Origin of the sequence: Limnobacter sp. CACIAM 66H1 (assembly GCF_001601825.1) — a bacterium.
Taxonomy (GTDB): Bacteria; Pseudomonadota; Gammaproteobacteria; order Burkholderiales; family Burkholderiaceae_B; genus Limnobacter.
Map to the genome: position 1 here is coordinate 15,118 of NZ_LUJK01000022.1, position 13,234 is coordinate 28,351.

The window sequence follows — 13,234 nt, forward strand, 5'->3', positions numbered from 1 at the left end:
CGTCTCCGGTAATTTTGGGCTTTTTTTGTAATGTTTAGCCCTTGAGGAAATTTCATTCTACAGAAGAATTAATCCACTTCATTCACTGAGAACCAGGCTGCTGCCAGTCTGTCATTGCAACTGGTGTTGGCGCAGGGGCTGATTCCCTCAAGGGCTTGAATCGGTGCGCCGCTGTGCGCTGGGCCTGCAGGAATCAAGCCGAATCCGTAGTGGTCCTGAAAGTTCAGGTGCCCGTAGTCTCTTGGCTGTTCTGTCACCACCACCAGGAACTGGTTTTCTCCGGCAGGGCCTGCGGCTTGAATGGGTTCATTGGCCGGAGGCAACGGCATAGGCTTGTTGGCTTCAATGGCCAAGGCTGGTACGCGAACATTTGGCAACAACTGAATCAGCGAGTTGTCACTGGCACGAACATACACCGCCACAAAACCCGAAACAGGGGACTCAATCTGAAAGCGCAATAGATCTTGACCAATTTTCAGTGTTGTTTGCTCCATTTGAATCGTGAGTGAAGTGTCAGCCTTGTCAATCACGGCTTGAAACGATGGGTCCAAATTGTTGGTCAGCGCCGGGCTGATTTGTATGGTGTCTGATGAAAGTACCGTTGCTGGAACAACAGCAGTCTTTTCGGTTTCAGCATTTTCCGCCAAGGGCGGAACATTCGAGTCAAAAATGAATGCCGCAATCAGTGCAGTAACAGCAACCGCAGCTGCAACCACGCTGCCTCCACGCTTCATTGACTTCGTTGAATGAAGTCGTTTGGGTGGTGCTTCCGGTTGGGGGTGGGCTACCTGATCATACAGGCTCAGAATGTCTTGTGTTTCGGTTTGCAAAGCCTGCCGAAACAGAGACATGCTGGCGGTGCGGTCTTGTGGCTGCACTGCCAGTGCATGGTCAATGGCCTTTTTTACATGCGGGCTGTAGGGCAATTCCGGTCGTTCACGCAAGGGTAGGTAGCTGTCATTCACCAGTCGCCCGACTGAAGAAGGCGGTGTTTTTCCGGTCATCAAGAAGTGAGCAACTGCTGCCAGTGCGTACACATCTGTCCAGGCACCTTGGGTCATGGAAGGCACTTCGGCATACTGCTCAATCGGTGCGTAACTCGCTTTGAGAATCACGGTGAATGGTTGCGACACACTGCCAATGGCTCGGCGCGCTGCACCAAAGTCCAGCAAGATGGGCAGGTCAGTGTTGTCTTGAATAATGATGTTCTCTGGCGAAATATCCCGGTGATAGCATTGCTGCGAATGCATTACCTCCAGTGCCTCGGTCAATACAAGCAGCCAATTCACCAGTTGTTCCTGCGCCAGCGGGGCAGCGTGGTTCTCGGCATACTGTTTCAGGTTCATGCCTTGGTACAGTGGCATCACCATGTAAGCCGTTCCGGCCATTTCCCAAAACCGGTACACCTTCACCAGCGCAGCATGGTCAAATTGTGCCAGCAGGCGAGCTTCATTGATAAAACTTCGCATGCCAGCATCAAAGGTGCTTTTATGGCGTGCCTCACGCACTTTCACAGCGCCACCCGGAATGCGTTGGGCCAATGAAGCCGGCAAATACTCTTTCAAGGCCACTTGTCGTTCAAGCATTGGATCAAGTGCTTTGTACACAATCCCGAATCCACCCACGCCAATCACATCCTGAATCTCAAATCCTTCAATCCGTGTGCCAACAGGCAGCGGTTGCTGGCCTGAATCATTGGGTATCACAGGCGCAGCCTGAATAACGGTGTTCTCGTTCATCATGGTGCGGTGCCAAGTCCAAGCAAGGTATTGAAATCTTGGCTTGCAGGCAAGCCCGCGCATTGAAGTACTGCCTTGATTGCACCGCCGTAGTCAATTTCGAACCAATGGCTTTGTGCGTCTCCGACCTGCATGGAATCTTTGCTTGCCGACTCATCCATACATAGCGCAAGAGATGCTGACTTCAATTCAAACTTGTTCAGGCACCAGTCCTCGTTCAAGGCGTCCGCGCACAAAGTGTGGGCTTGTTGAAACCACAGTGCGAGTGATTCAAAAACAAGTTTATCCAGGCTGCATGAAGGCAGTTCTTGAAGCAAAACAAATGGAAATGCCCGCCCGGCTTTGTCGACCGAGGGCATCAAGACGCCGATCGCCGCATTGTTGTGAAACTCGGGTGTCACTCGTGGGCCCCACACAAATCCGTGTACAGGCATTTGGAAATACGCGTTTGTCCACGCGTCTCCGTGTACCGCCTGGCCCTCTTGAATGGTGCTGCTCAGCCAAAGGTCAAGTGTTTCAAGTAGTCCGGCAGGCATGTTGTGGCTGCAAAAATCGCCCACACAGGGCAGTTTGCCAAACCAGCAAAGTTTTTCAGCATGGGTGTTCATAAATTGCCTGGGCAGCGGAATTGTTTTAGCTCGGTGAGCCGCAGCGGGTTGAAGGCAGAATTGGCCAGTACTTCAAACTCAAATTGTTTTCCATCCAGATTGAAAGTCGCCCTGAATTTCTCTGGTCGCTCTGTGTTCTGAATTTGAGCTGCATCGAAAAGACGGAACAGCGCCCAAGGTCCGTTGTATGTTTTGTAGTTTCCCTCTGAGGCCCGAACACGCAATGTGGTTGTCAGGAATCGAGAAGTGTGTCCCGTCCGGAAAATACCCTGATGCCTTGAGAATACCCACCTTGCCGGCCAGCAACAGATCAGGGTCCAGCTGTAGCTGATGAAAGCCGTGGTAATGCCCATGAAAGTGCGCTGTTCGAATATGAATTTCATGGTCGAAATAGCGTTCTTGCTGCTGAAAATGTTGGGGTTGGAGAAAGAGACCTTCACTCCAGATTACACGGCTGTTTTTAGTCATTTACTCACTACAGCAAACTGCGTCACGAAGAATCTCAGGCGCGCCAGCAAACGTTCAATGCAAGCACGTCGGCAAGGGGAGTTGCAACAGGCCATTTGTTGAACACGGTTTGCAAGGACAACCCCGCGTTGTCCAAAACTTTGCTCGTGATTGGTACCCTGATCACCGTTCACGAGTCAGAGCCAGAAGCCAGTGGCGGTGCGCAATCTGATTTTGATTGTCAGTTTGAAGCCATTGAGTCCAGCCAGCCTTTCAGACCCGAACGGAAATCCAGAAAACCCCAGATCAAAGGACCCCTGCCTGCCTTGGTTGTTGGCCCGGAGGGGCGAGAAATACACACCGATGAATTTGGTCGAATCAAGATTCAGTTTTACTGGGATCGCTACGGCAAACACAATCAGGACAGTTCTTGCTGGGTGCGTGTACCCTTGGGGGGAGTGAATGGGCAACCGGGTGGTTTGGCGACATTTGGCGAATCGTCTGGTTCAGGTCAGTCGGCAGGTGCCGGTGCCATTCGGGTTGAAGTTGGTGACATCAATCGTCCGGGCTTGGGTGGTTTCCTCACAGTACTACCTTTTGAGGGAAGTAATCTGTTGCCTGGGCAAGTGGTTTACCTGGCGGGCCCGGAGCGCAAGGGCACTCAAGCGTTTTTCTACGATGGGGCACGCAGTCTGGATCGCATTCCCGTGGTTTACAACGGCAGCTTGCTGCTTTCACCCCAAGAAGCTGCCGCCTTGACGACTGCCCAAGGCGCTGTGGTCTTGGCTCGCCAGGAGCAAACCCGTTCCGTGGTTCGCACTGAAAACGTGGCTGGCAAAATTATCAATGGTGTGGTGGCGGAAGTGGGCCCGGGCAGGCCTGCAACCGAGGGCGAGGGTGGTGCAACAAAGCCGGGCACTTGTGATGCAGAAGCCTCAGGCCTAAGCTGCGCACCCTGATAATTTCGCATTAGGGACTTCCTGTGTAGCCACCACAGGGAGTCTGCCGCATACTTCGCTTTGACATTTTTAATTCAAAACCGGAGTTAGTTCATGAAAACCAAAGCCGTCTTGTCTGTAGATGACGTACAAGCCATTTTGACTGCCGCTCGTGCGGAAGCCGAAGCCAACAACTGGGGCGTAACCATTGCTGTGGCCGACGATGGTGGTCATTTGTTGGGCATGCTGCGTTTGGATGGCGCACCCCCCATGAGCGCACACATTGGCCCATCCAAGGCCAAGTCTGCTGCCATGGCCCGCAAAGACACCAAAATTCTGGAAGACGTGATCAACAACGGCCGCACTGCCTTTGTAACCGCCCCTTACGTAGACGGCTTGCTGGAAGGCGGCGTAACCATTGTGGTTGATGGCCAGGTGGTTGGCGCTGTCGGTGTTTCCGGCGTGAAATCGGATCAAGATGCACAAGTGGCGCGTGCCGGTATTGCAGCACTGAAGCTGTAATAGTTGCCATTCCTGCAGTACAGAAAACCCCGGGCATTGGCCTCGGGGCTTTTTTTATGCCGGTGCGCTCGTCTAAAATGGGCAGGTACTTACCGACACTGGAGCGCTATGAGCTATCAACCTAATCCGGTTCCCAATCAGGAAGAGTCCAACCGCACCATCGTTTTGGTGGCCTATGTGTTGGGTGCTGTGGGTATATTCACGGCGTTTATTCCAATCCTGATTGCTCTCATTATTTGTTATGTGAAGCGTGGCGAATCAGCGGGCACTATTTATTACAGCCATTACGACTGGCTTATTTCAACCTTCTGGATTGGCATGTTCTGGTTTGTGGTGGCCATGATCACCATGGTGTTTGGCGTGGGCTTTATTGTTTACGGCATTTTAAGTCTGTGGTTGCTTTACCGCTTCGTGAAGGGTTTGCTCCGGTTTAGTGAAAGGAAGGCGGTTGTTTAATCAAGCTGTAGCTGTGTTTGGCCGATTTGCTGGCGTGTGCCTGCTGCTGTTGTTGCAGGCCTGTGCGGGTTTGCAAGAAAGTGGTTCAGATACTTTGGTGCTTGAAGACGGCACCGTATTTACCGGTTTCGAAACCGAAAAACCTGAGGTTCAAAAAGCGTTGCTGGCCCAGTTTCGGGAGTGGCGCGGCACACCTTACAAATTGGGCGGCAATTCAAAGGCGGGCATTGATTGTTCGGCCTTTGTGCAACAAACTTTGGATACCCATTTCAACATCGCTGCGCCGCGAAGTACCGATCAACAAGTCACTATGGGTGCAGAGGTGAAGCGCGACGCCATGCAGGTGGGCGACCTTGTATTTTTCCGAACAGGGTACACCACCAAGCACGTGGGCTTTTACTTGGGCGATGGAAAATTTTTGCATGCCTCCACCAAGGTGGGTGTCACTATCAGCCGGCTTGATGATTTGTACTGGCGAAAAACCTTCTGGAAGGTACGCCGGGTGATGTGAAACACCCCCCAACAAAAAACCCGCCAAACTTCGGCGGGTTTTTTGATGAGCGCACAGCTGGTTTTTATCGCTGCTGGGCCAATGCTTCAATGCGCTGCTCAATGGGTGGGTGGCTGCTGAACAAAGCCATTACACCACCTTTGCCTGAAATACCGGATGCAGCCATGTTCGAGGGCAGTTCACCGGCCTGCATGCCGCCCAAACGCTTCAGGGCGGAAATCATGGGTTGCTTGTTGCCCATCAACCATGCGGCACCCGAGTCGGCGCGGAATTCACGCTGACGCGAGAAGTACATCACGATGATGGACGCCAAAATACCCAGCGTAATTTCCATCACGATCACGGTGATGAAGTAACCCATGCCTTGGCCGCTTGATTCGGAATCGTCTTTTCGCAAAAACTGATCCACCATAAAGCCCACCACGCGGGCCAGGAAGAACACAAAGGTGTTGACCACGCCTTGAATCAGCGTGAGTGTCACCATGTCGCCATTGGCAATGTGGGCCACTTCGTGTGCCAACACGGCTTCGGCTTCCTCGCGGCTCATGCTTTGCAGCAAACCAGTGCTAACCGCGACCAGTGAGTTGCTTTTGCTGGGGCCAGTGGCAAATGCGTTGGGCGCGCCTTCGTAAATGGCCACTTCTGGCATGGGAATGCCGGCTTTGTCTGCAAAGCGTTGAACCGTGCTAACCAGCCATTGCTCGGTGGCGTTGCGTGGTGTTTCAATGACTTGTGCGCCGGTGCTCCACTTGGCTACTTTTTTGCTGATCAACAGGCTGATGAATGAACCACCAAAGCCCAGTACAGCACTGAATGCCAGCAGCATGGTCAGGTTAAGCTGACCCCCGGCCATGAACTGGTTCAAGCCCAGCACATGTACGGTAATGCCCAGTACCACCATAATGGCGACGTTGGTGGCTAAAAATAAAACAATGCGTTTCATGATGCGTGTTGTCCTTTCAACAATTGCAAGGGGGTCACCTGGTGAAGGGTGTGTTTCAGTTGGCGGCGAACAGCACGTGCTGCTGATTCAACCGCCTGGTCAATTGCGCTAAGCCAATGCGGCCCGGCGCTGTCTACGATCACGGGCGCTTGCCCGTCGATACGAATTTCAATCACACAGTTGCGCTGGTCAGCCTGTTTTGCGGAGTGCCGGTCCAGTTTCACGGTGATGTTTTTAATCTGGGTCGAAAGTCGATTGATGGCCGAGCGCACGCGGCGAAGTACGTACCTGCGCAGGGTTTCATCGATCTCGGGATGCCGAGCCACAATTTCAGTTTTCATGGTTGCGTCCTCCTTTCGGGGAAATAGACAGTTGAAGTGTACGCCGGTTCAATGTAAGAATAAATGGAACAATTGCTTAATAAATATTCGAATAAATCGAAGGGTTAATGAAACTTACCGACCTGAACTTCCACCACCTGCGCTATTTCTGGATGGTGGCCAACACCGGCAGCCTGACAGCGGCGGCCGAGCGGCTTGGGCTGCGCGCGCAAACGCTTTCAAGCCAAATTACCCAGTTGGAACAAACTTTGGGGCGGGCATTGTTTCAGCCGGTGGGGCGGGGTTTGGGGCTGACCGAGGCCGGGCGAATTGCTTTGCGCTATGCCGATCAAATTTTTCAGCTGGGCGAGCAAATGGCCGAAAGCCTGGGCGACGAGCAACTGGATTACACACTGCGTTTGTCGGTGGGCATTGCCGATGCCTTGCCCAAAACAGTGTCGTTTCACATGATTGAACCCATATTGGGCATGCAGCGCCCTGTGCGGCTGGTGTGCCACGAAGGCCGGTTCGAGGCCCTGTGTTCAGAGCTTGTGCAACACAGTGTGGACGTGGTGTTGGCCGAGCGCCCCGGTGGGCAGGGCACTGCACACTTGCAGGTGGCCAAGTTGCTGACTTACCCGGTGCGAATTTTTGCGAGCCCGGATTTGAAACAGAAGTACGCCGCGAACTTTCCACAAAGCTTGCAACACGCGCCTTTCCTGATGCCATCGCGCAACAACGTGTTGCGACTGAAACTGGAACACTGGCTGGAAAGTGTGGGGGTGGAGGTGACGGTGGTGGGTGAGTTCGACGACCTCGCCTTGCTGGAAACGTTTGGCCGGGCAGGCTTGGGATTGTTTGCCGTACCCGCCATGCTGATTGAAGACGTGGTGCGCGACCACACCGTGGTGCACATGGGCGATGCACAGGGTGTGGTTGAAGATTTTTTTGCATTCACCCACCCGCGCAACTTGAACCACCCTGCCTTGAAGCTGTTGTTTGACATCAACCCCAATACAAACCCGAATCGCTCCGATTAAACGCTTGCAGTACACTGCGACCTTCCCTGTCACTTCCCAGTTATTTCCCTGTACGGCGGCCTTCTATGTTCTTGCGCATTGTTGCGGTTATTGTTCCGGTGTTTGCGGTGGTGGCCCTTGGGTATTGGTATGGACGGGTGAAAAAACCCGACATGAAATTCGCCAACCAGCTGAACATGGAAATTTTTGTACCGGCGCTGGTGTTCTCGGCTTTGGCCAGCAAGTCGTTTGAAATTGAATCGTATTGGTTGCTGGCAGTGGGTGGTGCCATTGTGGTGTTGGGTTCAGGTTTGTTGGCTTGGCCTGTGGGCCGTTTGTTGGGAATCGATAGCCGAATTTTTGTGCCTCCCATGATGTTCAACAACTCCGGCAACATGGGCTTGCCGTTGGCCATTCTGGCCTTTGGTGAGGAGGCCTTGCCCGCTGCCGTGATGCTGTTTTTGGTGGGCAATACGCTGCATTACTCGCTGGGCACCTGGATGATGAGCCCCAATGCCCGCATTTTGATGTTGTGGAAAGAGCCCGTGATTGCAGCGTCCATTGCGGGTTTGCTGGTCAGTGTGCTGAAAATTGAAGTGTGGCCCCCTTTGTATTTTGCAATCGACATGGTGGGCGATGTGTCCATTCCACTGCTGCTGTTTTCATTGGGGGTTCGCCTAACGCAAGCCGACTTTTCGGATGTAAAGCTGGGTGTCATTGGCGGTGTGCTGTGCCCACTCACCGGGCTGATTTTTGCAGCCCTGTGCGTGTGGTTGCTGCCTTTAAGCCCCGAGCACACGGCGATGCTGATTGTGTTCGGTGCCCTGCCACCGGCGGTGCTCAGTTTTGTGTTTGCTGAAAAGTACGGCCTTCAACCCCAGCGTGTAGCTTCACTGGTGATGATGGGGAACCTGATGAGCCTTATCTTCGTGCCGATGGCCCTGTATTGGGTACTGTGAGCCATTGCCCGGGCTGGGCATGCTCACCCATACCCGTTCATTTCTCGGCAGGCGCAAGGTGGCATTGGCCAGCAGGTCCGGGTATTGGGCCAGGTCAATGACCAGTCTTTCCTTTCGCGGGTCGTTGTAAACATGGCCCAGCGTGGGCCCGGTGCGCATGCCCAAGGCGGTGAATTCCGGTGTTTTCATCCATAGGCCCAAGGGCAACAATTCCATGGTGTTGTAAATTTCGCCAATTTTTTCAGTGGGCAATGTGCCCACCTGCACTTGCAGGTAGGGCCCCATTGGCGAGCGCAGCACGGTTTTGATGGCTCGCAGCTCGGTGCTTAATTGCAGTGGGGGCAGTGCGCTGCCCAAGGCAATGCGAATGGTGTTGTCGTGCAGCTTGACTGCAGCCTCTTCAATTTTGATAAAGCTGCTGAGTTTCAACCCGGCGTAATCAATCAGCGGCAGCATGGACAGGCCAAACATGCGCACTTCGGCGGGTGTAAATTCCAAGTGCTGCCTGTCGCTTGAAATAAGCAACGGGCCGCTGAGTTTGGCAGGCAACCAGAACAGCGGTATGCCAAAAATCTCGGGTTTCACTTGCAGCGAAAGCTGCAAATGAGGCTCGCCAATGGTGGTGTTTACTTGTCGGATCGGGCTGCCCTCGAAGTTGAACAATGCCTTGTTCATCAGGGTATTCATGGCGGCTTCGCTCAGCGAAATCTCGCCCACATGCACGGTTTGTTTGGCAGTTGGTAGTTGGCCAAGGTCGGTGGATTGAGTACTGGCCAACAGTTTTTCAACACGCAGTTCAATCCCCTCGCGCGACAACAGCGTGGCATGGTGCACCGCCAAGGTCACTGCCTCTTGAGCAGGATTCAAACCTTCAAGTTGGGAAATGGCAGCCTCGCCAGTGTTGAGCAAGGCCGTTTCAGCAGGGTTGAGTAGCCCTTCCTGGGCGCTGATCCACAGGGCACCGTCGGTGCGAAGCTGCACGGTGCTGGTGCTGATTACGCTGTTCAAATCATGTAGCGCGATGGGCAGGCTGCCATTGCTGATGCCTGTGACCAAGGTGGGCTGGCCAGCCAGCACCATACCCGCGGCCCGCAATTCGCCGCCGTGGGTGTACACAAAATTGGCGGGGCAATTGGCTTCACAAAAGAAACCGGGCGCCTGGCTGGCTTTGCCCAACAACACGGTGACTTCGCCTTGTCCCAGTTGCACGGCATTCAGTTCAAATGAAAGTTTGGGGGCGGGCAGCACTTGATCCAGGCGAAGCACCATGGCCTGGCCTTGCAAGGCTACGGCTTTGGACTTCATGTCGATCAGCGACTGCAACTGAATGTTGGTGGCCAGCAATGTTTTGTAAAGGGGTACGCCTGCCACCTTCAAGGTGCGCGGGGTCAGGGTAATTTCCCGTGGATTGGCCACGGAGGGGATGCCTTCCATGGTGAATGGAATCCACAAGCCCAGCCTTTTGATGTCCCCGGTAATCAGTATTCCATCGGTTTGCGTGGTCACTTGCTTGATTCGCAAGGGGGCGTCGCTGGCTTGCAGTTCTGCCTGCACGAGTGCCTGCAAAACGTTGTCGGCAATCCGAAGTTGCGCATGTTCCACATTCACGGCGTAGGCCGCCGGGTTCTCGAGGGAAACAGGCAGGTCGGGCTGCATGGCGGCAAGCGTGCCGTGCAGGCTTTGAATATTGAATTGAATGTTGTTGGCCAAGGCCAGCCGGCTGTTGCGCACTTGCACCAAGGCCTTTTCGCCGGTCGGCCAGGTGTTGGGGAGGGCAGAGCGCCAATCCTGAACCTTCTCCAGTGTATCGGCCCACGCACTGGGGGCTGCGTATACGGTGATTGCCGCAAATGCGAGGGTTGCCAACAGGCGTGCTTGACGCTTCATCACAGTCGGTAAGAGTGAATTTGGGGTGAAGTGTAGCCGGATGTGACTGTTTTTACTGGAATTGCAGTTCTAGGTGTTGTTATTTGGGTGTATAGCCCCACACCTCGTTCAGACGATTTTCCCGGCCGCAGGTGGTTTTGTAATACCGGTAGCGCAAGGGGTTTTTACGGTAAAAATCTTGGTGATATTCTTCGGCCACATAGAAGGTTTGTGCGGCCTCAACTGTGGTGTAGATGTTTTTGAATTTGCCGGTGCCCAACAGTTGTTCCTTGCTTTGTTTGGCCTCGCGGTGTTGTTGTTCGTTTAGATAGAAGATGGCTGATCGGTATTGTTCACCCACATCGCAGAATTGCCGGTTTTCAACGGTAGGGTCAATGTTGGTCCAAAAGGCTTTCAACAGGTTGCTGTAGCTGATTTGCCTGGGGTCGTAGTGCACCCGCACCACTTCCACATGGCCGGTGTTGCCTTGGCTCACCTGCTCATAGGTGGGGGCTGAGGTTCGCCCGCCGGTGTAGCCTGATTCAACCGATTTCACTCCCCCGATTTTCTCGAATGCCTCTTCCATGCACCAAAAGCAGCCGCCTCCGAAAATGGCCTGTTCCAGTTGTTGGGCCTGTGCAAGGGGCAGAAAGCCGGATAGCCCCAACAACAAAGTTGCAGTGTTACGCGACCAAACTACCCAAGCCATGCAAGTACTCCTTGTGCAACATTCAAACGGATTGTGGAACCAACCACGGTTTTGCTTTCAATCAGACCGGCTTTTTGAAATAATGTTCACCCCTTGCCAGAAATATCAGTGAAATCATGAGTTTGTTGCCACACGAGTTGGAATTGCTAGCCCCCGCACGCGACGTTGAGATTGGTCGTCAGGCGATTCTGCACGGCGCAGACGCGGTTTACCTGGGTGGACCCGTGTTTGGTGCACGGGCCAATGCAGCCAATTCGGTGGCAGACATTGCAAAGCTGGTGGAGTTTGCCCACCGCTACCACGCACGTATTTTCACCACCATCAACACCATTCTTCACGATGCAGAGCTTGAAGAAGCCCGCAAACTGGTGTGGCAGTTGTACGACGCAGGTGTGGATGCATTGATTATTCAGGACATGGGTTTGCTCGAGATGGACTTGCCGCCCATTCAACTGCACGCCAGCACACAGTGCGATATTCGCACCGTTGAAAAAGCAAAATTTTTTGGCGGACAGTGGGTTTTCCCAGTTGGTATTGGCGCGCGAGTTGACGGTTGACGAAATCCGGGCGGTGCATGCTTCGGTGGGTAATACGGCTACCATCGAGTATTTCATTCACGGTGCATTGTGTGTGGCATTTTCAGGGCAGTGTTATATCAGCCACGCTGAAACAGGCCGTAGTGCCAATCGGGGCGATTGTTCGCAGGCCTGTCGCCTGCCTTACACGCTGACCGATCAAAGCGGTGCTGTAGTGGCCTTTGACAAACATTTGCTCTCGATGAAAGACAACAACCAGAGCGGCAACCTGGAGCACCTGATTGATGCGGGTGTGCGTTCTTTCAAAATTGAAGGGCGCTACAAAGACATGGCCTATGTGAAAAACATCACGGCCCACTACCGTATTTTGCTGGATGAAATCATGGAGCAGCGCGGCGAGTTTACCCGCGCCTCCAGCGGCACTACGCGTCATTATTTCAGGCCCGACCCTGACCGCAACTTTCATCGGGGCTCTACCGATTACTTTGCCAGTGGCCGGAAAATTGACATTGGCGCATTCGACTCGCCCAAATTTATCGGTCAGCCGATTGGCCATGTGGTGGCTGTGAATGACAAAAGCATCGATATACAAACCAGCGACGAACTGAACAACGGCGATGGCTTGAACTTCATGCGAAAGCGTGAGGTGGTGGGTTTGCATGTGAACCGGGCCGAGAAGTTGAACAACAAAGGTGATGGCCAAGTGGTGTACAGGGTGTTTCCCAAAGACCCGGTGAATAGTTATGGCGGACTGAAGGCCGGTTTGCCCATGCACCGCAACCGCGACCACGCTTGGGACATGGCGCTGACCAAGGAGAGCGCCGAGCGGCGAATTGGTGTGTGGTTGACCCTGACAGAGTGGATGGAAGGCGATTTGTTGAAGGGCTTGCAGTTGAGCCTCACCGACGAAGATGGAATTACCACCACCGCGCGAGTTGACATGAATTTGGAGTTGGCCAAGCAGCCTGAGACTGCTGTGGACAGCATTAAAACCCACCTGGGCAAGTTAGGCAGCACCGATTACTCCGCTTTGGGCCTGAACGTGCATTTAAGCCAGCCCTGGTTTGTGCCCGCCAGTACCTTGAATGGCATGCGCCGCGAGGCGATTGACGCCTTGAATGCCGCGCGAATTGCGGCTTGGCAACGCCCGCCGCGCAAGGAGCCGGTGCAGCCTTACGTGGAATACCCGGAAAAGTCACTGAGCTTCCTGGCCAATGTTTACAACGACAAAGCCCGCGAATTTTACAAAAAACATGGTGTGCAGATGATTGCTGCTGCTTATGAGGCGCATGAGGAGGCTGGTGAAGTTCCTGTCATGATCACCAAGCATTGTCTGCGATTTTCGTTTAATTTGTGCCCAAAACAGGCCAAAGGTGTAAAAGGTGTTCAGGGCCAGGTGAAAGCGGAGCCCATGGTGTTGGTCAATGGCGATCAAAAGTACACCCTGAAATTCGATTGCAAACCCTGTGAAATGCACATCATGGGTAAAATGCGCAAGGATATTTTCAATAGCCCACCCCCGTCGGTGGTGCCAATTACGTTCATGAAACGCAAGCCTGTTTGAATTAAAACAACGTTTCCGACCCGTGATATTCGATTTCACGGGTACGTCAAATTTTTGTCATTTATTTGTCATAATGCGCGGGTAACCTTGTCAGTCT

General features: G+C 53.4%; 13 protein-coding genes and 2 pseudogenes. 7 read left to right on the plus strand and 8 right to left on the minus strand.

What is annotated here, in order from left to right:
• Window positions 1-68: 68 nt before the first annotated feature.
• The 4 genes and pseudogenes from A0129_RS08065 to tssK form a co-directional block, all read right to left on the minus strand.
• Window positions 69-1,742: a serine/threonine-protein kinase gene (locus A0129_RS08065; protein ID WP_291714039.1), complete on the minus strand. Its 1,674-nt coding sequence runs from the start codon at window positions 1,740-1,742 to the stop codon at window positions 69-71.
• Complete coding sequence (tagF, locus tag A0129_RS08070) at window positions 1,739-2,347, minus strand: type VI secretion system-associated protein TagF (RefSeq protein ID WP_291714041.1); 609 nt, start codon at window positions 2,345-2,347, stop codon at window positions 1,739-1,741. The genes A0129_RS08065 and tagF overlap by 4 nt, the downstream gene beginning before the upstream one ends.
• Window positions 2,344-2,700, minus strand: coding sequence for a type VI secretion IcmF C-terminal domain-containing protein (locus A0129_RS08075; protein WP_367189855.1), 357 nt, complete (start codon window positions 2,698-2,700; stop codon window positions 2,344-2,346). Before A0129_RS08075 ends, tagF begins: the two co-directional genes overlap by 4 nt.
• Window positions 2,627-2,815, minus strand: a pseudogene (tssK, locus tag A0129_RS15810) (type VI secretion system baseplate subunit TssK); the annotation flags it as partial. The gene A0129_RS08075 and the pseudogene tssK, both read right to left, overlap by 74 nt.
• Before the next feature lie 128 nt (window positions 2,816-2,943).
• On the opposite strand from tssK, the gene A0129_RS08080 reads away from it, so the two are divergent.
• The 4 genes from A0129_RS08080 to A0129_RS08095 all read left to right on the plus strand — a co-directional run bounded on the left by A0129_RS08080 (window position 2,944) and on the right by A0129_RS08095 (window position 5,221).
• Window positions 2,944-3,753, plus strand: coding sequence for a hypothetical protein (locus tag A0129_RS08080; RefSeq protein WP_291714045.1), 810 nt, complete (start codon window positions 2,944-2,946; stop codon window positions 3,751-3,753).
• A 93-nt stretch (window positions 3,754-3,846) separates the two neighbouring features.
• Window positions 3,847-4,254, plus strand: coding sequence for a heme-binding protein (locus A0129_RS08085; RefSeq protein WP_105027979.1), 408 nt, complete (start codon window positions 3,847-3,849; stop codon window positions 4,252-4,254).
• Window positions 4,255-4,362: 108 nt separating this feature from the next.
• Window positions 4,363-4,710: a hypothetical protein gene (locus A0129_RS08090; RefSeq protein ID WP_105027980.1), complete on the plus strand. Its 348-nt coding sequence runs from the start codon at window positions 4,363-4,365 to the stop codon at window positions 4,708-4,710.
• A complete protein-coding gene (locus tag A0129_RS08095) occupies window positions 4,703-5,221 on the plus strand; it encodes an NlpC/P60 family protein (protein WP_291714047.1) in 519 nt (172 codons plus the stop codon). Before A0129_RS08090 ends, A0129_RS08095 begins: the two co-directional genes overlap by 8 nt.
• 64 nt (window positions 5,222-5,285) lie before the next feature.
• On the opposite strand, the gene htpX is transcribed toward A0129_RS08095, so the two are convergent.
• The gene (gene htpX / locus A0129_RS08100; protein WP_291714049.1) at window positions 5,286-6,164 is read right to left on the minus strand and encodes a protease HtpX; all 879 of its coding nucleotides are present in this window, start codon (window positions 6,162-6,164) and stop codon (window positions 5,286-5,288) included.
• Window positions 6,161-6,505 (minus strand): HPF/RaiA family ribosome-associated protein, encoded by a 345-nt coding sequence (locus A0129_RS08105; RefSeq protein WP_291714051.1) that lies wholly within the window; start codon window positions 6,503-6,505, stop codon window positions 6,161-6,163. Before A0129_RS08105 ends, htpX begins: the two co-directional genes overlap by 4 nt.
• A gap of 107 nt (window positions 6,506-6,612) precedes the next feature.
• On the opposite strand from A0129_RS08105, the gene A0129_RS08110 reads away from it, so the two are divergent.
• Together A0129_RS08110 and A0129_RS08115 are read left to right on the plus strand one after the other, a co-directional pair.
• Window positions 6,613-7,524: a LysR family transcriptional regulator gene (locus A0129_RS08110; protein WP_291714053.1), complete on the plus strand. Its 912-nt coding sequence runs from the start codon at window positions 6,613-6,615 to the stop codon at window positions 7,522-7,524.
• Between the two features lie 65 nt (window positions 7,525-7,589).
• Window positions 7,590-8,462 carry an AEC family transporter gene (locus A0129_RS08115; protein ID WP_291714055.1) on the plus strand — a complete coding sequence of 291 codons (873 nt, stop codon included), beginning with the start codon at window positions 7,590-7,592 and terminating at the stop codon, window positions 8,460-8,462.
• Here A0129_RS08115 and A0129_RS08120 read toward each other — a convergent pair.
• Together A0129_RS08120 and msrA are read right to left on the minus strand one after the other, a co-directional pair.
• The gene (locus A0129_RS08120) at window positions 8,394-10,349 is read right to left on the minus strand and encodes a hypothetical protein (RefSeq protein ID WP_291714057.1); all 1,956 of its coding nucleotides are present in this window, start codon (window positions 10,347-10,349) and stop codon (window positions 8,394-8,396) included. The two genes, A0129_RS08115 and A0129_RS08120, sit on opposite strands and share 69 nt — an antisense overlap.
• A 79-nt stretch (window positions 10,350-10,428) precedes the next feature.
• On the minus strand, window positions 10,429-11,037 hold the full coding sequence (msrA, locus tag A0129_RS08125) for a peptide-methionine (S)-S-oxide reductase MsrA (RefSeq protein ID WP_291714059.1): 609 nt from the start codon (window positions 11,035-11,037) through the stop codon (window positions 10,429-10,431).
• 116 nt (window positions 11,038-11,153) lie between these two features.
• On the opposite strand from msrA, the pseudogene A0129_RS08130 reads away from it, so the two are divergent.
• A pseudogene (locus tag A0129_RS08130) lies at window positions 11,154-13,137 on the plus strand (U32 family peptidase).
• Window positions 13,138-13,234 lie beyond the last annotated feature (97 nt).

Coding starts and splice junctions, on each gene's coding strand:
- A0129_RS08075 (WP_367189855.1), bottom strand. CDS start 2,700: ATGGGCATTACCACGGCTTTCATCAGCTACAGCTGGACCCTGATCTGT.
- A0129_RS08110 (WP_291714053.1), top strand. CDS start 6,613: ATGAAACTTACCGACCTGAACTTCCACCACCTGCGCTATTTCTGGATG.
- msrA (WP_291714059.1), bottom strand. CDS start 11,037: ATGGCTTGGGTAGTTTGGTCGCGTAACACTGCAACTTTGTTGTTGGGG.
- A0129_RS08115 (WP_291714055.1), top strand. CDS start 7,590: ATGTTCTTGCGCATTGTTGCGGTTATTGTTCCGGTGTTTGCGGTGGTG.
- A0129_RS08120 (WP_291714057.1), bottom strand. CDS start 10,349: ATGAAGCGTCAAGCACGCCTGTTGGCAACCCTCGCATTTGCGGCAATC.
- A0129_RS08090 (WP_105027980.1), top strand. CDS start 4,363: ATGAGCTATCAACCTAATCCGGTTCCCAATCAGGAAGAGTCCAACCGC.
- A0129_RS08085 (WP_105027979.1), top strand. CDS start 3,847: ATGAAAACCAAAGCCGTCTTGTCTGTAGATGACGTACAAGCCATTTTG.
- A0129_RS08105 (WP_291714051.1), bottom strand. CDS start 6,505: ATGAAAACTGAAATTGTGGCTCGGCATCCCGAGATCGATGAAACCCTG.
- htpX (WP_291714049.1), bottom strand. CDS start 6,164: ATGAAACGCATTGTTTTATTTTTAGCCACCAACGTCGCCATTATGGTG.
- A0129_RS08065 (WP_291714039.1), bottom strand. CDS start 1,742: ATGATGAACGAGAACACCGTTATTCAGGCTGCGCCTGTGATACCCAAT.
- tagF (WP_291714041.1), bottom strand. CDS start 2,347: ATGAACACCCATGCTGAAAAACTTTGCTGGTTTGGCAAACTGCCCTGT.